Genomic DNA, 17,629 nt, shown 5'->3' with positions numbered 1-17,629 from the left:
CCGCATCAATCACCCGTAGGGGAAAGTTGAAACTCCAGCAGGCGAGCGTCGTCACGCAGATCGGCGGCCAGCGGCGGAATGTACTTGCGATCGTGAGTTCGCAATACCATGCGGTATTCGAACTGACGGCCTTCGTCGCGTGTGCGATAGCTCAAGCTCTCCACCCGAAACCGATGCGAAGCCATCAAATCATGGATCTGCGCTTCGGCCATCACGGCCCGGCTATCGAAGCGCAGGATGCAACGCGCGAAAATCCGGCTCGGCATGCGCCCTTCAACCACGCGAAACAGCGAGAGCGTCAACAAGGTGACGACGGTTGCCAATACCGCCGGGAACAGAAATCCGATACCGTACAGTATGCCCAGCGCCGAGGTTATCCAGATCGAGGCGGCCGTGGTCAGCCCTCGAACCGTCAGGCCTTCCTTGAAAATCACCCCGGCACCCAGAAAGCCGATCCCCGTCATGATGCCCTGAGCCATTCGCGTGGGATCCGTACGGATCGTGGCTTCCGGCACCTCCGTGCCCAGCCACTGCCACTGATACATCGTGACCATCATCAACAGCGCCGAAGAGACACAGACCAGCGCATGCGTGCGAAATCCCGCCGGACGCCCATGAAAAGTTCGTTCCAGGCCGATCAGACTTCCGGCCAACCAGGCTATTCCTAAATGAGTCAGCATCGTCCACGATTCCGGCGACATCCCTGGCTATCTCCCTGGTTCGTTTACGACTATCGTTTCAGCATAGCGCTTGCCACCAGCTGTCGCAGGGAAACCTGAGGGCAGTTTTGCCTGTCCAGCGCGTCTTTTCCCGCTACCGAGAGGAACGCACGCTTGACCAAACATCACGATCTCACGCCACCCAGCCGTGTCGCGGAAGGCGATGAGGAACACGACCTTCATCTCAACGGGGAAGAGCTGCCTTCAAAAGCCGCTGCCGTCCATGAGTTCATCCGCGAGGAGGGCGAAAAGGAGCTGAGCCGTACGATGTCAGCGCTGCTATGGTCCGCCATCGCCGCTGGCCTCTCGATGAGTTTTTCGATGCTGGCGAAAGGCCTGCTGCATGCGCATCTCCCGGACAACGACGTCGGATTCCTGGTGGAATCGCTGGGCTACACGGTAGGGTTCCTGGTCGTGATCATGGCTCGACAGCAGCTCTTCACCGAGAACACCGTCACCGCAGTGCTACCCGTGATGAGCCAGCCCCGGTTCGGCAAATTTCTGTGTCTGCTTCGCCTCTGGGGCGTGGTGCTGGTCGGCAATCTGGTCGGCGTGGCCGTCTCGGCCTGGGCGATTCTGGCCCTGCCGATCTTCTCGACCCAGACTCACGAAGCCTTTCTGGCGCTGGGGGAACACATCCTCGTGAACACCCCGATGCAGATGTTCGCCAAGGGCATCGTCGCCGGCTGGATGATCGCGACCATGGTATGGCTGTTGCCGAGCGCGGGCAGCGCCAAGATCTGGGTCATTCTGATCGTGACCTACCTCGTCGCGATCGGCGAATTCACCCATATCATCGTCGGTTCGACCGAGGTGATGTACCTGGTCTTCTCCGGTCACGCCGCATGGACCGAATACCTGTTCCGATTCGGCCTGCCCACCCTGCTCGGCAATGTCGTCGGCGGCACCTTCATCTTCGCCCTGATCAGTCACGCCCAGATCCGCAGCGATAGCGACAACTGAGCCACCATCGGGCGTCACAGCGGCGCCCGCTGCCAGCCGCCAGGCCTCCCTCCTCAAGTCATCCCGGCAGCTCGCCGATACTGGTAATACATTCTCGAGTCCGCATCGAGACAAGATTATCGAACGGGAACCTTATCTCCATGTCATTCAAGACCTGGGCGGTCGTGTTGGGTGCAGCGACGCTCTCCGGCTGCTTCGGCGTCAACACGTCGCAAGCCCCCATCGCCACCACTTATCCCATCAGCGAGCAGCAACGCATGCAGGCGGCCCACCATTGGGAAGTGCTCGCCGAGCATGAAGCCAGCGCGATTCTTTCGGACCGAAGGCTCAGACAGAAAGCTCTCTACATCGCTCCCGAAATGCCGACGACCGCGTTCGCGGAGGGCTTCCGCGCCCTGCTGACCAGCGAACTGGTCAGCCGCGGCGCCATCGTGAAGACCCGGCCGGAGGCCGCCGTCGAGATCGACTTCGATGTCCAGGTGATCCGCCACCGCGACCGTACGGCCATACGCGCGCCTCAAGGTGCGCTGACCGCACTGGCGGCCGGCATTGCCGTCGCCACCATTCCCTACAATCACTGGGCCGAACCGGCGCTGGGGCTGATTCCCGCGGCGGCGGTCGCCGATGTCTTCAGCGGCAGCTGGACCTCGGAGACGAACCACGAAGTCATCATCACGGTATCCGCCGACGAATACGACACGCTGGTGTACTCCTCGTCGAACCTCTACTACATCAGCGGCGGCGACAGCGGTCAGTACGACCGAGAACGGGGCCGCCTGGCGGTATCTTCAGACTGGTAAACGGATAGAAAGCGCAGACATGACTTTGAAAAAGACCGCAAACCTGGTGGCGCTGCTGCTGATGCCGCTGCTGCTGGCGAGTTGCTCGCTGCTGGATACCACCACGTCTCCTCGAGAAGCCACCACGCTGGAACGCATAGACGATGCAGCCGGCGAGCTGATCGCCAGCGCCCGAGACCGCATCGACACCCAGCAACCGATCATCGCCACGACGCTCGTCAACGTGGACCAGCTCGGACAGTCCTCGACGCTTGGCCGTACGCTGAGCGAGGCTTTCACTTCCCGAATGGTGCAGGCCGGGCTCAACGTGGTCGAGGTGAAGCTACGCGACAGCCTGTACATCGAGGAAAACACGGGCGAGCTGATCCTCTCGCGCAACGTTCAGCGTCTGGGACAGGATTACAACGCGGACGCCGTACTGGTCGGCACCTACGCCCAGGCCCAGAATCAGGTGTTCATCAACGTGCGTCTGGTGAAGATCGCCAACCGGACCATTCTCGGCGCAACGAGCTTCTCGCTACCCTTGACCAACGACCTTCGGTACCTGTTGCCCGTCAGTTATCGTTGAGGCTCATCACTCCTGCGAACTGGCTCCAATGAAACGGGATTCAACGAAACAGGCCCCAACGAAACGGGGCGCCGATAAGGCGCCCCGTCCGCTTGTCGGACAGTCATCGAGAACGTCTAGACTTCCCGCTCCATCTCGCCAGCCTTGTTCGACTCGGCCTCCCTGGCCGCCAGATTGATCCCGGCGATCACGGCCTTGAGCGAGGCACTGACGGTATCGCTGTCCTCCGCCACGGCGCAGACACGCTGCCCGTCGACATTGAGCTGGACGAAGGCGATGGCATTGGCCTCGCTGTCGCCGCCCAACGAATGTTCCGCATAGTCGATGATCCCGACGCTGACACCGGAATGCTTTTGCCACGCATCGGTGAAGGAAGACATGGCGCCGTTACCCTTGCCCGAAAGACGGAGCGTCTCGGCGCCCTGCCACAGGGTCACGTCGATGCCTTCGTCCTGGCCCTTCGACAGCCGATAGTCCGCCAGCGACAGCGGCGTCTCGCTGGTGAAACGATCGAACATCACCTGGCGAACCACCTCGCTGGACAGCTCGCTGGCCCGCTTCTCGCTCTCCTGCTGCACATGGGGTGCCAGCGCCAGCATCATCCAGCGCGGCAGGCTGATGCCGTAATCACGCTCGAGCAGAAACGCCATGCCGCCCTTGCCGGACTGACTGTTGACGCGGATCACCGCCTGATAGTCGCGGCCGATATCGCGCGGATCGATCGGCAGATAGGCGACCTGCCACGGCTCGTCCGGCTGCTGTTTCTTGAGCGACTTGCGGATCGCATCCTGGTGGCTGCCCGAGAAGGCGGTGTAGACCATCTCGCCGACCCACGGATGACGGGGATGGATCGGAATGTTGGTGCATTCGTTGACCACCTCGATGATCTCGTCCGGCCGCGACAGGTCGAGCTCAGGGTCGATGCCCTGGCTGTAGAGGTTCATTGCCAGCGTGACGATGTCCATGTTGCCGGTGCGCTCGCCGTTGCCCAGCAGCGTACCTTCGACACGCTCGGCGCCGGCCAGCAGCGCCAGCTCCGCGGAGGCGACCGCCCCGCCACGATCGTTGTGCGTGTGAACGGATATGATCACGCTGTCGCGGTTCTTGATGTGCTGGCAGAAGTACTCGATCTGATCGGCATGGTGGTGCGGACCCGCCACCTCGACCGTGGTCGGCAGGTTGAGGATGCACTTGTTGTCCGGGGTGGGCTGCCACACATCCATGACCGCTTCGCAGATCCGCAACGAAAAATCGATTTCCGTGCTGGAGAAGCTCTCCGGGGTGTATTCGAAACGCCACTCCACTTCCGGATAGCGCTCGGAATAGGTCTTGACCCAGGTCGCGCCCTGCACCGCGATATCGACGATGCCATCGCGATCCATCTCGAACACCCGCTCGCGCTGGACGGTCGAGGTGGAGTTGTAGAGGTGCACGATGGCCCGCTTGGCGCCGACGAGTGACTCGAAGGTCTTCTCGATCAGATGTTCGCGGCACTGCACCAGCACGGCGATGGTCACATCGTCAGGGATCTGCTCTTCCTCGATCAACCAGCGCACGAAATCATAGTCCGGCTGGCTCGCCGACGGGAACCCGACCATCACCTCCTTGATGCCCACCTTGACGATCTGGTGCCAGAAGCGCTTCTTCTGCTCGACGCTCATCGGCTCCAGTAGCGCCTGGTTGCCATCGCGCAGGTCCTCGCTCACCCAGATCGGCGCGTGATCGAGATCACGATCCGGCCATTGGCGATCGAAGGCGGGCACACGAGGCGCAGGGCGATATTTTCTATGATCAAAGGCGCGATGATCCAAAGCAGACATGGTGAAATTCCTGAAGGTGAAGAATTCGGCGCGTTCCGACCGCTGATGGCGGCCCGGTCATCGTGCCGCATGGCGGGATGTGCCATGCGGACGCATCCGCAGCTTGTGGCGGCGGAATCTGACGACAGCAACAGTGTAAAACGTTTTCCGCGACAGTTTATTGCGAATGAAAGCAGAAAACGAAGTATATTGGCATGATATTGCCGTAAAAACGTAAATAGAGGCAGAAGCTATCATGGGCCAGTCCACTCCTCTTGCGCTGGATCGATATGACCGGCGCATACTCGAAGTCCTGCAGCAAGAAGGGCGGATCAGCAATCAGGAACTGGCCGACCGTATCGGCCTGTCGCCCTCACCCTGTCTCAGGCGCGTCAGAGCGCTGGAAGAGAGCGGCCTGATCGTGAGATACCGTGCCGATATCGATGCGCGCCCTCTGGGTTACCAGCTCATGGCGCTGCTGCATATCTCGATGGACCTTCACACCCCGGAGCGCTTCGACAATTTCGAGCGCCACATTCGGGACGTCCCCAACGTCATCGAGTGCCTGATCATCACCGGCCAGGCGGCAGATTTTCAGCTCAAGATCCTGGTTCGCGACATGGACGACTACCAGCATCTTCTCCTGCACGTCATCAACCGCATCGAGGGTGTCACCGGCGCGCATACCAGCTTCGTGCTGCGTCGCGTGTTCGAGAATCGCCCCATCCCCACCGACCTCGTCGCCACGACCTGAGGCTTTCATCGCCACGGCCTGAGGCTTTCATCGCCACGGCCTGAGAAACTCATCGCCACGCCATTAGACGATTGCGCAATTGTAGCGAAGACAGCACCTTGCTAAGACTTTGCATGCAAAGTTCATCTTGGAAATAACAAGTACGCCAAGCGAGGTCCACATGAAACGATCAACGGCTCCCCGTCGCCTGAGTCTGTTGCTGTCTGCCGCCGTTCTGGCTTCGCCGCTGGCGCTGGCCGACTATCCCGAAAAGCCGATCACCTTGATCGTGCCCTGGGCAGCCGGCGGTGGTACCGATGCCACGGCCCGCATCATCGCCTCTTCGCTCGAGGAACAGCTGGGTCAGACGATCAATGTCCAGAATCGTACCGGCGGGAGCGGTGTCGTCGGCCATACCGCGATCGCCAACGCCAAGCCCGACGGTTACACCCTGGGCCTGGCCACCGTCGAAGTCGCCATGATGCACTGGCAAGGGCTGACCGACCTCACCTACCAGGACTTCACCCCGATCGCCCAGATCAATTTCGACTCCGCCAGCCTCTCGGTCGCCGACGACTCCCCTTTCAAGAACCTCGAAGACTTCGTGACCCAGGTCAAGAACGAGCCCCAGGGCACCTATACCGCATCCGGCACCGGCCTCGGCGGCATCTGGCATGTCGCGCTCAACGGTTTTCTGATGGACCAGGACATTCCCGCCGGCAAGATCACCTGGGTTCCCAGCCAGGGCTCGGCGCCGGCCATGACCGAGCTGGCTTCCAACAGCATCGACCTGGTGGCTTCCTCCGTCCCCGAGGCGAGATCGATGATCGACGCAGGAGAGCTCAAGAGTCTCGGCGTCATGACGCCGGAAAGACTCGAGGGTTTTCCTGACATTCCTACCTTCAAGGAGCAGATCGGCAGCGACTTCACGCTGGGGGCGTGGCGTGGCATCGTCGGCCCCAAAGGGATGGACGAGGATGTCGTGGCAACGCTGGAAGCTGCCCTCAAGAAAGCCTACGACAGCGAGGCCTACCAGAACTTCATGGCCAAGCAAGGCTACGGCGTAGTGTGGCGAGATGCCGATGAGTTCGCCAAGCTAATGGCCGAGGATGACGAAAAGTTCGGCAAGATCATGGGCGAGATGGGCCTGACGAACTAGGTCGCCAACCCTGCGACAAGCGTTTATCCCGATCGGGCCGGAGCAGTGATTGCCCCGGCTCGTTTCATTCCGCCCGGGCTATCTTTCCCACGGCGGCCATATTTTTCTCTCGGCGACGTATAAGGAAGCCACAGCCATGCAACTCCCACAGAACCCCTTCAAACGCTCTCTCGACGGCAATCCGCGTTATGGCTGCTGGGCCGGGTTCGGCACCGGCTACGCCACCGAGATTCTGGCCACGACCGGTTTCGACTGGTTGCTGATCGATGGCGAGCATGCTCCCAACACCGTGCCTTCCGTTCTGGCACAGCTGCAGGCCGTGGCGCCTTACGCCAGCGCGCCGGTCGTTCGTACCGTCAATCACGACCCGGCGCTCATCAAGCAGTTGCTCGATATCGGCGCCCAGACGCTGATGATCCCGATGGTCGATACTGCCGAGCAGGCGGCCAGGCTGGTAGCAGCGACTCGCTACCCGCCCCACGGATTCCGAGGCGTCGGCGGCGGCCTGACCCGAGCCACTCGCTGGGATAGCGTGGAAGACTATTTGGCCCGCGCCCATGAAGAGCTCTGTCTCGTGGTACAGGTGGAATCCCGCGCTGGCGTCGACAACGCCGAAGCGATCGCGACCACCGAGGGTGTCGACGCCATCTTCGTGGGTCCGGTGGATCTCTCTACCGGCGTCGGCCATGCCGGCAACCCCAATCACCCGGACGTACAAGCCATGATTCGCCACACGCTGGACGTGACCAAGGCTGCAGGCAAGGCGGCCGGCATCCTCGCCCCCGCCGAGGCGGATGCCAAGCGTTATGCCGAGTGGGGGTTCGATTTCATCGCCGTGGGCATCGATATCAGCCTGCTGCGTCAGGCGGCCGTCGAGACGATCTCTCGCTACAAACCGAACACGCCCAAGCCGAAGTCGAGCCTGGGGTATTGAAGCCGGCATTCACCACGATCGCCCCGAACGCCCGGTAATGTCGGGTCAAAAAACGCGCTCCAAGGAGCGCGTTCGTTGCATGCCATTTCTTGTTGCGGCCCATCTTGTTGCGGCCCATCGTCACGCGTAGGCGTTGATCTGGGTTCCCAGCGTGCCGGAAACCGCAAGCTCCGGCGAAGGCGACACGGAGGACATCAACTGCTGGATATGAGCGGCTTGCCCATCCAGTGACTGCTTCAGCAGGCTACCCTGCGCCTCCTGGCTCTGATTGAAGTTCTGCAGTGCCAGGGCGGCGCCCACGGCGGCATTGACTGAGGTATCCATCGCAATCTCCTTGTTCCGAAAGCAGGTCGTGCGTTTGTTGGTCTTGCGATCTTCGGTCCATCCATCAGGCTATCGGCCAGCTCGTTTGTCAACTTTAACGCCACGGCACTCGCCACGAAAGTTTCCCTGACGAGGACCGTGAACAGGCGAAGAACGCGCCACTGATGCCCCTTCGGGTCGTCTACGCTGAATCGTCGAATTCCCTGCAGGAGAGCATGATGTCCAGACTCCCCCTCGCGACCGCACTCACGCTCTGCATACCGGTCACCCTCAGCGCCTGCCAGCAGCACGATGCCTCGCCCACCGTTGCCAGCATCGACGAGCAGACGTTTCACGCCTCGGGTTATCCGCTGATGCTTCACTATGATGCATCGCTGATCGCTCTCGACGGCCAGGCCTCCAGCTACTTTGACAATGGCGATTGGCAACTGGCTGACGGCACGGCCGGCGAGCGCCTGATCACGTTGCAACTCCCCGAATCCGACGACGTCACCACCGCACTATGGCGGCTTGGCGCAAGTCGCGATCCGGCTGCCGTCGAAGGGTGTCTGACCCTGCCCGCCAATGCGCAGCCCATGGCCTCGAAAGCCGAGATCGCCGGCCAGACGTTTACCGGGTTCACCCTCGACGATGCCAGCATGAGTCATTTCCAAAACGTGGAGGGTTATCGCGCCGTGGTGGATGGCGCCTGCTATGCCATCGACCTGATCGTTCAGGGCACCAATGGCGAGGTTTACGATCCCCCGCGCGAAGCCCCCTTTCCACGGGAAGACGCCATGAACCGCCTGCGCTCGATCAACGACGGGGTCTCGTTCCCTCGCGAATGACCTCCCTCTCTAGATCTTACGAATCATCCCTCCTGGAGCGAACGGCCGAAGCCGTTCCTCCTTGCCTCGGCTCTGGCGCGGGACGCCGCCACGAGGCGGCTGTTAAACTGCGAGCGCTCATCCCCCAGGATCGGATCATCGTATGAAATACATCGGAGCCCATGTCAGTGCCGCGGGCGGCGTCGATCAGGCCGTGAGCCGCGCCACCGAGATCGGCGCCAATGCCTTCGCGCTGTTCACCAAGAACCAGCGCCAGTGGAAAGCCAAGCCGCTGGAGGAGACCACGATCGAGGCGTTCAAGGCGGCCTGCCGCGCACAGGGCTTCGGACCAGCCCAGATCCTTCCCCACGACAGCTACCTGATCAATCTCGGCCATCCCGAGAAAGAGGGGCTGGAGAAGTCCCGCGCGGCGTTCCTCGACGAGTGCGAGCGCTGCGAGCAGCTCGGGCTGGAGTTGCTGAACTTCCACCCCGGTAGCCACCTCAAGAAGATCAGCGAGCGCGACTGCCTCGCGCGGATCGCCGAGTCGATCAACGAGGCTCATGCAGAGACTCGATCCGTCGTCGCCGTGATCGAGAATACCGCCGGCCAGGGCTCCAACCTCGGCTTTCGCTTCGAGCAGCTGGCCGAGATCATCGAACAGGTCGACGACAAGGATCGCGTCGGCGCCTGCATCGACACCTGCCACGCCTTCGCCGCCGGCTACGACCTGCGCACCGAGGAGGACGCCGTCGCCATGCTCGACGATTTCGAGCGCGTGGTGGGTATTCGCTATCTACGCGGCATGCATCTCAACGACGCCAAGAGCGAGTTCGCCAGCCGTGTCGACCGTCACCACAGCCTGGGCAAGGGCAACATCGGCCTACCCGCCTTCACCGCGCTGATGCGCGACAGCCGTACCGACGGCATTCCGCTGATTCTGGAAACCATCGAGCCCGAGTTCTGGGCCGACGAGATCCAATGGCTGCGCGATCAGCAACACGCTGGCTGATCTTCAAAACCCGAGCCCCCAACCGGCTCTCCAAACCACTACGCCCCAAGGAACCTGCTCGACATGGATGGATTCTTCAACTGGCTCGGCGAAGCGATCGGCAACGTCATTCGCGCCTTGGTCAACGGCCTGCACGCCATATTCGGCAACCTGTGGCAGGCGATCGACGGCTTCGTCGACGGCCTGACCGGCTCGCTCGGCATCAGCGATTCGATCTTCAGCATCGCGGCACTGGTGGTAGGCGTGCTGCTGTTGATCAGCGGCATCCGTTCGCTGGTTCGCGGCGGCATCGTCGGCGGCATCGTCTGGCTGCTGCTGGGGCTGCTGATCCTGAGCTGGCTGATTCGCTGAGCCGGGTACCTGCCCGCTTATATCGATTGGCGGGAAGATATGCCTATTCCTGCTAGATCAACACGATCTCCTTGTCATCCATCCTTTCGTCTACCACCTTGAATTTACAAGGTCACATCGATTGGTGACCGACCGGCGACAGGATCCGTCGTCGCGTTAGACAAGGAGACATCACCATGAGTCAGTCACTCAAATCGCAGCAGAACGGCGTCGACGTCTACAACCAGTTCATCGGTGGCCAGTGGCTTACCGGCGACGGTGAGCTTTTGGACGTTCTGAACCCGGCGACCGGTGAAGTCATCGCCCGAGCGCAGCTGGCCGATAAAAAACTCGCGGACCAGGCTCTGCAGGCGGCACAGAAGGCTTTTCCCGCCTGGTCGCGCAAGACCGCGGTGGAACGCGCCGACTATCTCTATCGGTTGGTCGATCTTCTTCAGGAGAACCGTGATCGCCTGGCCAGGTTGATCACCACCGAACAGGGCAAGCCGCTCTCCGAATCCGACGCGGATGTCGGCATGTGCTGCGACCTGATTCGCTTCGCCGCCGAGAACACGCGCCGTCTGGAAGGCGACATCATTCCGGCGGACGATCCCGACGAGCAGATCTGGATCCAGAAAGTGCCGCATGGCGTGGTGGTCGGTATCACGGCCTGGAACTTCCCCGCCGCGCTGATCGGTCGCAAGCTCGGCCCGGCCCTGGCGGCAGGCAACACGATCGTGCTCAAGCCGTCCGAGGAGACACCACTGACCGCGCTGGAGATCGTCGAGCTGGCGCGCCAGGCCGGCATTCCGGCTGGCGTGGTCAACCTTGTCAACGGTCGCGGCCGGGACATCGGCAATCACCTGATCCAGAGCCCGATCACCCAATTGATCAGCATGACCGGCAGCGTGCGCGGCGGCCGCGAGATCAACAAGGCGGCCGCCGAACACCTCAAGATCGTGCGACTCGAGCTGGGCGGCAAGGCGCCTTTCATCGTCATGGACGACGCCGATCTCGACCCGGCCGTGGATGCCGCCATCGCCTCGCGCTACAACAACTGCGGTCAGGTCTGTACCTGCAACGAACGCATGTACGTCCAGTCCGGCATCTATGATCGCTTCCTCGAACGTTTCAAGCAGCGCGTGGAGGCTCTGAAGGTCGGCAACCCGCTGACCGACAAGGATGTCGACATGGGGCCGAAGATCAACGCCGCCGAACTCGACAAGATCCACGACATGGTCGAGCACGCCCAGAGCCAGGGCGCGCAGGTGCTGACAGGCGGCAAGCGTCTGACCGGCGGCGATTACGACAAGGGCAACTACTACGCTCCGACGATCCTCACCAACGTCGACAACGACATGGACATCATGAAAGAGGAGATCTTCGGCCCGGTGGCTCCGATCATGAAGGTCGATAGCTTCGAACAGGCGATGGAGTACGCCAACGCCTCGGAGTACGGTCTTTCTGCCTATGTCTTCACCCAGAACGTGAAGCAGCTGATGGCACTGACCCGCGAGCTCGACTTCGGCGAGATCTACGTCAACCGCGGCGGCGGCGAATCGGTCCAAGGCTTCCACAAGGGCTACCGCAATAGCGGCCTCGGCGGCGAAGACGGCAAATACGGCCTCGAGGCTTACGTCAAGAGCAAGACGATGTACGTACACTACGCCTGATCGGCATTCGCAACGACAACGGCCGCGATTTCCATCGCGGCCGTTTTTTCTGCCTTCGCTTTTTCTGCCTCCGTGTTCCTACCTGAACGTCATCACTCGATCAGGCATCCGCCAGCGCCCGCTCGACCATCTCAAACACGTTGGGCGAGAGCTTCTCGGCGCGAATGCGCTCGAGCTCGGCCTTCATCAGGGCCTGACGCGTCTCGTCGAAACGCTGCCAGCGCGTCAGCGGCGTGATGATGCGCGCGGCGATTTCCGGGTTGAGGCGGTTGAGCTCGATCACCACATCGGCCAGCAGCTTGTATCCTTCCCCGTCGAGCCGATGGAAGTTGACCCGATTCTGGGCAAAGGCCCCGATCAGGGCGCGCACCTTGTTGGGGTTCTTCATCGAGAACAGCGGATGCCCCATCAAGAAGCGCACGCGCTCCAGCACGTCGGGCTGCGGCCGCGTGACCTGAATGGTGAACCACTGATCCATGACCAGCGGATCGTGGGCCCACTTCTCGCCGAAGGCCTTCAGCGCCGGTTCGGCCAGATCGGTCCGATCGCTGTGAGCCAGCAACGTCAGCGCGGCGCGCACGTCGGTCATGTTGGCGCCCTGTTCCAGCTGTCGCTGCGTCAGGCTGACGGCCTCGTCGTCCTCGATACTCATCAGGTAGGCAAGCGCCACGTTCTTGAGACGACGCTGGGCGATCTGCGCTGGCGTCGGCGCGTAGGGCTCGTCGCTCAGGTTGTCGCGATAGACGGCGAGGAATTCGTCGCGCAGCTGCCAGGCCAGCGACTGGCGCACGAATTCCCGCGCGGCGTGGATCGCATCGACATCGACCATCGGCTGCTGTTCGGCGACATAGGCTTCGGAGGGCAGCGTCAGCATCTCCGCCAGTACCGCCTTGTCGTCGCCCGGCTCGTTGAGCAAGCTGCGATACGCCTCGATCAGGCGCACGTCCATGACCTTCTCGACGCCGTTTCGGTGCGCCGCGATCAGATCGTCCAGTGCCAGCATGGTCAGCCGCTGGCCGGCATCCCAGCGGTTGAAGCCGTCGGAATCATGCGTCAGCAGAAACGCCAGCTCTTCCCGCGAATAGGGGTAACGCAGCTTCACCGGCGCGGAGAATCCGCGCAGCAACGACGGCACCGGCGCCTCTTCGACATTGGTGAACACGAAGGTCTGCTCCGCTTCGCGCAGATGCAGCACGCCGTCCTTGCCCAGGTCGTCCGGGCCCTCGCCACCGTTATCCAGCTTCAGAGTCAGGTCGTGGCCGGACTTGGTGCCGACCAGCCCCATGCGCACCGGAATGTGCAGCGGCAGCTTCTCGGTCTGGCCCGGTGTCGCCGGCGTCCGCTGGGAGAGACGCAGATGGTATTCGCACTTGGCGTAGTCATACTCGCCGTGGGCATCGATCTCCGGCGTCCCCGCCTGGGAGTACCAGCGCAGGAACTGATCGAGATCCAGCCCGGAGACTTCCGCCATGCAGGCGACGAAATCCTCGATCGTCACCGCCTGGCCATCGAAGCGTTCGAAATAGAGATCACTGCCGCGGCGGAAGTCTTCCCAACCCAGCAAGTGGCGCAGCATGCGCACCACTTCCGCCCCCTTCTCGTAGATGGTCAGGGTGTAGAAGTTGGAAATCTCGATGTAGTGGTCGGGGCGAATCGGATGCGCGGTGGGGCCGGCATCTTCCGCGAACTGCGCGGTACGGAAGAACGAGACGTCCTCGATCCGCTTGACCGGTGCCGAGTTGACGTCGGCGGAAAAGGTCTGGTCGCGGAAGACGGTAAAGCCCTCTTTCAGCGAGAGCTGGAACCAGTCGCGGCAGGTGACGCGATTGCCGGACCAGTTGTGGAAGTACTCGTGGGCGACGATGCCCTCGACGCGCTGGAAGGCTGCATCGGTCGCGGTCTGCGGATGCGTGAGCACCGCCGCCGAGTTGAAGATGTTGAGCCCCTTGTTCTCCATCGCGCCCATGTTGAAGTCGTTGACGGCAACGATCATGAAGCGGTCGAGGTCGTACTCGCGGCCATAGGTCTCCTCGTCCCACTGCATGGAACGCTTGAGCGAGGCCATCGCATGCTCGGTCTTGTCGAGATTTTCCGGCTCGACCCAGATCTGCAGCAGCACCTCGCGACCGCTCATGGTGGTGTAGTGATCCTCCACCTTCTCCAGGCTGCCGGCGACCAGCGCGAACAGATAGCTGGGTTTGGGATGCGGATCTTCCCAGGTGACGAAGTGGCGACCATTGGGCAACTCGCCCTTCTCCACCGGGTTGCCGTTGGAGAGCAGTACCGGCAGCGACTCGCGATCGCCGATCACGGTCGTGGAAAAGGTCGCCATTACGTCCGGGCGATCGGGGTAGAAGGTGATCCGGCGAAAGCCTTCCGGCTCGCACTGGGTGCAGAACATGCCGTTGGAACGGTAGAGCCCTTCCAGCGCCGTATTGGCATCGGGATCGATCTCGACTTCGGTATCGAGCCGGAAACGCGCCGGCACCGAGGCCACGGTCAGCTTGTCTTCGCCGACCTCGAACTCCCCGGCCTCCAGCGTCTGGCCATCGATGGCGATACTGATCAGCTTGAGCTGCTCGCCGGCCAGTTCCAGCGGCAGGCCGGACTCTTTGTCATCGGGCTTGCGGTCGGGGTGGCGTTCCACGTGCAAGCGCGCCTTGACCCGGGTTGCGGACGGCTCGAGATCGAAGGTGAGCTCGGTGTGCGTGACGCGGTACGCCGGCGGCAGATAATCCTTGAGATAGGTCGCTTGCATCTCAGACATGGCAACGCTCCTTGTAGAAATGGGTAGGTCGAATCGGCAGCTCGAACCCGTGACAACAGCCAGTAACCCTAGTGGGATGACAACCCAGTGGGCCAACAAAGCCTGCCGACCGACGATCGGCAACCATTCTACCCACGTCACCGGAACGATATCGAATCGATGTCGCGACGCAGGAACGTGGGCAGTGCAAGGTGAGAGAAACGAGAAGGCTTGCCGCCGAATCAACGCCGCTCGGGGGCCTCTTCCGACCACACGCCACGTACCGGGCACTGGAGGCTCGGCAGCGGGCGGGTCACGATCCAGATCGCCAGCCCCGCCAGGCCGACGATCAGGCCGATCTTGAGCGGCCAGTGGGAGACGGTAAAAGCGATGATCAGGCACGACACGCTGAGCATGATCACGGCCATGATCTTGGCGTGTTTGGGGATGGCGCGCTCGCGCTCCCAGGATTGGATCGGCGGGCCGAAGCGCGGGTGATTGCGAATCCAGCCGGCGAATCGGGGGGACCCTCGCGAGGCGAGCCAGACCGCCGCCAGCATGAAACACGTGGTCGGCATCACCGGCAGGAAAAGACCGATCACGCCCAGCGCGAAACTGATGGCGGCCAAGGTGACATAGATGGCATTACGCATGCCGAACATCCCCACTGCGATTGATCGAGGCGCCACCCGAAGAGGACGCTTGGATCAATAGTGTAAACCAGCCTTTACCGTCCTCTCCAACGTGCGGCGATGGAAAAGCCCAATATTGACGATAGGGAAACCGTTCATTCGCAAGGAAACGGCTAGTGCCGCCGCGCCATCGGCGTAGGCTTCGGCGTAACGCCCCTCTATCCCCGGAACGGATATCATGACCACGCGACAGGTACTTTACCTCTCCCACGGCTCCCCCGACCTCAGCCTGACCGATCATCCGGCACGCACTTTCCTAAAGGAACTGGGCGGGCGTTTGCCCAAACCCTCCGGCGCGCTGGTGATCTCGGCACACTTCGAGACACCCGGGCTGGTCGTCGGCGGCGCCAGGCAGCCCGACACCTGGCACGACTTCCACGGCTTCCCCGACACGCTTTATCGCATGCGTTATCCGGCCCCCGGCATGCCGGAGACCGCCGAGCGGCTGGTGGCAACACTCGCCGCCTCGGGTATCGAGGCGCAACTGGATCCTGAGCGGGCGCTGGATCACGGCATCTGGTCGCCGCTCTCGCTGTTCTGGCCGCGGGCGGATGTTCCATTGATCCCGATCAGCGTGCCGACACGGATGAGCACACCCGCCCAGCTCGAGATCGGCGTAACCCTGGGACGCTGGGCGCAGCAGAACGACTTCATGCTGATCGGCTCCGGTGCCGTCACTCACAATCTCGGTGACCGGCACTTCGTTCACGACGCGCCCGACACGTGGGCCAGGCGATTCCACGACTGGGTCATCGATATCGCCGCACGCGGCGATCTGAAAGCGATGCAGGACTGGCAGGCCGCGGCCCCCTACGCACGTTACGCCCACCCGACGCCGGAACATTTTCTGCCGCTGCTGATGTGCCTCGGCGCGATGGAAGGCCAGCCACTGCATGCGCTTCACGAGAGTTTCATGTACGGCAACTTGAGCATGCTGGCGCTAGGGAGCGAGGATTTGACGCAACGGCTCGATAGCGCCGCCGCGTAAGGGTAAGGGGCTCCACGAGGGACTGGCCGGGACATCGAAGGGTTGACGGGCGTTGCCGGGTATCTCGGCCACACCCGGCGTCGGATCGGGACGTCAGTCCCGGAAGTTGTCGTACTGCAGCGGCAGGTCCGGGCCATCCTCGCCCTTGAGCAGCGCGATCGCCTGTTGAAGGTCGTCGCGCTTCTTGCCGCTGACGCGAACCTTGTCGCCCTGGATCGCGGCCTGGACCTTGAGCTTGGAATCCTTGAGCAGCTTGACGATCGCCTTGGCGTCGGGCTGTTCGAGGCCCTGCTTGAGCTTGATCTGCTGGCGCGCCTTGACCCCGGACGTCTGGGCGTCCTGGATATCCATGCAGCGCGGGTCGATGCCGCGGGCGATCAGCTTGTTGCGCAGCACGTCGATCATCTGCTGGAGCTGAAATTCGGCATCCGCCTCGATCGAGACGGTTTCGCCTTCCAGCGTGAAGCTGGCATCGACGCCGCGAAAGTCGAAGCGGGTCTGGATTTCACGATTCGCCTGGTCGACGGCATTGGTCGCTTCGTGGCGATCGAATTCGGAAACGATGTCGAAAGATGGCATGAGCCTCGGTCCTCAATTAAAAGTGGAGCCGCGGTGCGACCAGAATCGGTCCGCGGCCGGTATCAGTCGGCAGCCGACATGTCGGGCGGCTCGGGCGGCTCGAGCCGCTTATCCATCTGCCAGGCGGCACAGCCATCGGCATAATAGTCGTCCAGCCAGCGATGAGCGATGAACCCCATCCGGCGGTAAAGCCCCATCGCCACGCGATTGTCGGCACGCACTTCCAGCAGCATGCGCTGGCTGCCCCGCTCTCGCGCCGCATTCTCCAGCGCCTGGAGCAGTTCCCGGCCCAGGCCGATACCGCGAGCGGCCGGATCGACACAGAACGAGTAGAGTCTAGCCGTGGTGCTGTTGCGCCGGAACAGTAGCGTGCCGTAACCGATGACTCGCTGGTCTTCGGCGATCGCCAGCAGATTGGCGGCGTTGGCCCGGGTCAGCAGGTGTGCAAGTTGGCGGCGGCTGAAGCGATCACTGTCAAAGCAGCGTTCTTCCAATTCATACAAGGCGTCGCAATCGGCAGGCAGGCCGTAGCGAATGGTGCGGAGCATGCGTGCGCTCTCATCTGATTCATCTGGGATCTGGGTGCAGCCACGGCCTTCGTTCGACCGGGACCGCGCCGGTGGCCCGTCAGGCGGGCAGTCGCCGAGGCGATGACGCCGACGATGCTGAAATTATTTCACGCCGGCAACGACTTGTCGCCGCCTTCACATCATCGCATGCTATTTCCTTTTTGCAGCCCCGGCAGCTTGCCGCATCGATCGCCGACCACCCCAACGGGAAGATGTCGGAAAAGGAGCCACCGAT

Annotated in this window: 18 protein-coding genes; 11 read left to right on the top strand and 7 right to left on the bottom strand. The window is 62.1% G+C overall.

Annotation, left to right across the window (positions count from 1 at the left end):
- Positions 1 to 5 precede the first annotated feature (5 nt).
- On the bottom strand, positions 6 to 680 hold the full coding sequence (locus DOM32_RS10950) for an MgtC/SapB family protein (protein ID WP_244179891.1): 675 nt from the start codon (positions 678 to 680) through the stop codon (positions 6 to 8).
- 153 nt (positions 681 to 833) lie between these two features.
- Here DOM32_RS10950 and DOM32_RS10945 point away from each other — a divergent pair, with 153 nt between their 5' ends.
- The 3 genes from DOM32_RS10945 (at position 834) to DOM32_RS10935 (ending at position 3,050) form a co-directional block, all read left to right on the top strand.
- Positions 834 to 1,682: a formate/nitrite transporter family protein gene (locus tag DOM32_RS10945; RefSeq protein ID WP_071232107.1), complete on the top strand. Its 849-nt coding sequence runs from the start codon at positions 834 to 836 to the stop codon at positions 1,680 to 1,682.
- Positions 1,683 to 1,822: 140 nt separating this feature from the next.
- Positions 1,823 to 2,482, top strand: coding sequence for a hypothetical protein (locus DOM32_RS10940; RefSeq protein ID WP_071232106.1), 660 nt, complete (start codon positions 1,823 to 1,825; stop codon positions 2,480 to 2,482).
- A 19-nt stretch (positions 2,483 to 2,501) separates the two neighbouring features.
- Positions 2,502 to 3,050 (top strand): FlgO family outer membrane protein, encoded by a 549-nt coding sequence (locus tag DOM32_RS10935; RefSeq protein WP_110634395.1) that lies wholly within the window; start codon positions 2,502 to 2,504, stop codon positions 3,048 to 3,050.
- A gap of 116 nt (positions 3,051 to 3,166) precedes the next feature.
- Here DOM32_RS10935 and DOM32_RS10930 read toward each other — a convergent pair whose 3' ends face one another.
- Positions 3,167 to 4,870: a 2-isopropylmalate synthase gene (locus tag DOM32_RS10930; protein WP_110634392.1), complete on the bottom strand. Its 1,704-nt coding sequence runs from the start codon at positions 4,868 to 4,870 to the stop codon at positions 3,167 to 3,169.
- A gap of 235 nt (positions 4,871 to 5,105) precedes the next feature.
- On the opposite strand from DOM32_RS10930, the gene DOM32_RS10925 reads away from it, so the two are divergent.
- From DOM32_RS10925 to DOM32_RS10915, 3 genes are all read left to right on the top strand, one after another.
- Positions 5,106 to 5,603, top strand: a complete 498-nt coding sequence (locus DOM32_RS10925) for an Lrp/AsnC family transcriptional regulator (RefSeq protein ID WP_110634389.1) — start codon at positions 5,106 to 5,108, stop codon at positions 5,601 to 5,603.
- 160 nt (positions 5,604 to 5,763) lie between these two features.
- The gene (locus DOM32_RS10920) at positions 5,764 to 6,741 is read left to right on the top strand and encodes a tripartite tricarboxylate transporter substrate binding protein (RefSeq protein ID WP_110634386.1); all 978 of its coding nucleotides are present in this window, start codon (positions 5,764 to 5,766) and stop codon (positions 6,739 to 6,741) included.
- Between the two features lie 136 nt (positions 6,742 to 6,877).
- Positions 6,878 to 7,675, top strand: coding sequence for an HpcH/HpaI aldolase family protein (locus DOM32_RS10915; protein ID WP_110634383.1), 798 nt, complete (start codon positions 6,878 to 6,880; stop codon positions 7,673 to 7,675).
- 120 nt (positions 7,676 to 7,795) lie between these two features.
- Here the strand turns inward: DOM32_RS10915 and DOM32_RS10910 are convergent, their stop codons facing one another.
- Entirely contained in the window at positions 7,796 to 7,999 is a 204-nt protein-coding gene (locus DOM32_RS10910) for a putative motility protein (RefSeq protein ID WP_071232100.1), read from the bottom strand.
- 218 nt (positions 8,000 to 8,217) lie between these two features.
- On the opposite strand from DOM32_RS10910, the gene DOM32_RS10905 reads away from it, so the two are divergent.
- The 4 genes from DOM32_RS10905 (at position 8,218) to aldA (ending at position 11,820) form a co-directional block, all read left to right on the top strand.
- The gene (locus DOM32_RS10905) at positions 8,218 to 8,826 is read left to right on the top strand and encodes a hypothetical protein (RefSeq protein WP_110634380.1); all 609 of its coding nucleotides are present in this window, start codon (positions 8,218 to 8,220) and stop codon (positions 8,824 to 8,826) included.
- A gap of 142 nt (positions 8,827 to 8,968) precedes the next feature.
- Entirely contained in the window at positions 8,969 to 9,817 is an 849-nt protein-coding gene (nfo, locus tag DOM32_RS10900) for a deoxyribonuclease IV (protein WP_110634377.1), read from the top strand.
- A 63-nt stretch (positions 9,818 to 9,880) separates the two neighbouring features.
- Positions 9,881 to 10,168 (top strand): hypothetical protein, encoded by a 288-nt coding sequence (locus tag DOM32_RS10895; RefSeq protein ID WP_071232097.1) that lies wholly within the window; start codon positions 9,881 to 9,883, stop codon positions 10,166 to 10,168.
- A gap of 176 nt (positions 10,169 to 10,344) precedes the next feature.
- On the top strand, positions 10,345 to 11,820 hold the full coding sequence (gene aldA / locus DOM32_RS10890; RefSeq protein ID WP_110634372.1) for an aldehyde dehydrogenase: 1,476 nt from the start codon (positions 10,345 to 10,347) through the stop codon (positions 11,818 to 11,820).
- Between the two features lie 100 nt (positions 11,821 to 11,920).
- Here aldA and pepN read toward each other — a convergent pair whose 3' ends face one another.
- Together pepN and DOM32_RS10880 are read right to left on the bottom strand one after the other, a co-directional pair.
- A complete protein-coding gene (gene pepN / locus DOM32_RS10885) occupies positions 11,921 to 14,587 on the bottom strand; it encodes an aminopeptidase N (RefSeq protein WP_110634369.1) in 2,667 nt (888 codons plus the stop codon).
- A gap of 221 nt (positions 14,588 to 14,808) precedes the next feature.
- Positions 14,809 to 15,219 carry a YbaN family protein gene (locus DOM32_RS10880; RefSeq protein ID WP_338095124.1) on the bottom strand — a complete coding sequence of 137 codons (411 nt, stop codon included), beginning with the start codon at positions 15,217 to 15,219 and terminating at the stop codon, positions 14,809 to 14,811.
- Positions 15,220 to 15,436: 217 nt separating this feature from the next.
- Here DOM32_RS10880 and DOM32_RS10875 point away from each other — a divergent pair, with 217 nt between their 5' ends.
- Positions 15,437 to 16,246, top strand: coding sequence for a DODA-type extradiol aromatic ring-opening family dioxygenase (locus DOM32_RS10875; RefSeq protein WP_110634363.1), 810 nt, complete (start codon positions 15,437 to 15,439; stop codon positions 16,244 to 16,246).
- 93 nt (positions 16,247 to 16,339) lie between these two features.
- Here DOM32_RS10875 and DOM32_RS10870 read toward each other — a convergent pair whose 3' ends face one another.
- Positions 16,340 to 16,825, bottom strand: a complete 486-nt coding sequence (locus DOM32_RS10870; protein WP_110634360.1) for a YajQ family cyclic di-GMP-binding protein — start codon at positions 16,823 to 16,825, stop codon at positions 16,340 to 16,342.
- Between the two features lie 62 nt (positions 16,826 to 16,887).
- Positions 16,888 to 17,373, bottom strand: coding sequence for a ribosomal protein S18-alanine N-acetyltransferase (gene rimI, locus DOM32_RS10865; RefSeq protein WP_110634357.1), 486 nt, complete (start codon positions 17,371 to 17,373; stop codon positions 16,888 to 16,890).
- Between the last annotated feature and the right edge of the window lie 256 nt (positions 17,374 to 17,629).

Origin of the sequence: Salinicola salarius (assembly GCF_003206135.1) — a bacterium.
GTDB classification, from domain to species: Bacteria; Pseudomonadota; Gammaproteobacteria; order Pseudomonadales; family Halomonadaceae; genus Salinicola; species Salinicola salarius.
This window is presented reverse-complemented; position numbering and strand designations above follow the sequence as displayed.

Bases quoted from the DNA above. Each gene is read 5' to 3' on its own strand.
- DOM32_RS10950 (WP_244179891.1), bottom strand. From the start codon at position 680: ATGCTGACTCATTTAGGAATAGCCTGGTTGGCCGGAAGTCTGATCGGC.
- DOM32_RS10940 (WP_071232106.1), top strand. From the start codon at position 1,823: ATGTCATTCAAGACCTGGGCGGTCGTGTTGGGTGCAGCGACGCTCTCC.
- DOM32_RS10935 (WP_110634395.1), top strand. From the start codon at position 2,502: ATGACTTTGAAAAAGACCGCAAACCTGGTGGCGCTGCTGCTGATGCCG.
- DOM32_RS10930 (WP_110634392.1), bottom strand. From the start codon at position 4,870: ATGTCTGCTTTGGATCATCGCGCCTTTGATCATAGAAAATATCGCCCT.
- DOM32_RS10925 (WP_110634389.1), top strand. From the start codon at position 5,106: ATGGGCCAGTCCACTCCTCTTGCGCTGGATCGATATGACCGGCGCATA.
- DOM32_RS10920 (WP_110634386.1), top strand. From the start codon at position 5,764: ATGAAACGATCAACGGCTCCCCGTCGCCTGAGTCTGTTGCTGTCTGCC.
- DOM32_RS10915 (WP_110634383.1), top strand. From the start codon at position 6,878: ATGCAACTCCCACAGAACCCCTTCAAACGCTCTCTCGACGGCAATCCG.
- DOM32_RS10910 (WP_071232100.1), bottom strand. From the start codon at position 7,999: ATGGATACCTCAGTCAATGCCGCCGTGGGCGCCGCCCTGGCACTGCAG.
- DOM32_RS10905 (WP_110634380.1), top strand. From the start codon at position 8,218: ATGTCCAGACTCCCCCTCGCGACCGCACTCACGCTCTGCATACCGGTC.
- nfo (WP_110634377.1), top strand. From the start codon at position 8,969: ATGAAATACATCGGAGCCCATGTCAGTGCCGCGGGCGGCGTCGATCAG.
- DOM32_RS10895 (WP_071232097.1), top strand. From the start codon at position 9,881: ATGGATGGATTCTTCAACTGGCTCGGCGAAGCGATCGGCAACGTCATT.
- aldA (WP_110634372.1), top strand. From the start codon at position 10,345: ATGAGTCAGTCACTCAAATCGCAGCAGAACGGCGTCGACGTCTACAAC.
- pepN (WP_110634369.1), bottom strand. From the start codon at position 14,587: ATGTCTGAGATGCAAGCGACCTATCTCAAGGATTATCTGCCGCCGGCG.
- DOM32_RS10880 (WP_338095124.1), bottom strand. From the start codon at position 15,219: ATGCGTAATGCCATCTATGTCACCTTGGCCGCCATCAGTTTCGCGCTG.
- DOM32_RS10875 (WP_110634363.1), top strand. From the start codon at position 15,437: ATGACCACGCGACAGGTACTTTACCTCTCCCACGGCTCCCCCGACCTC.
- DOM32_RS10870 (WP_110634360.1), bottom strand. From the start codon at position 16,825: ATGCCATCTTTCGACATCGTTTCCGAATTCGATCGCCACGAAGCGACC.
- rimI (WP_110634357.1), bottom strand. From the start codon at position 17,373: ATGCTCCGCACCATTCGCTACGGCCTGCCTGCCGATTGCGACGCCTTG.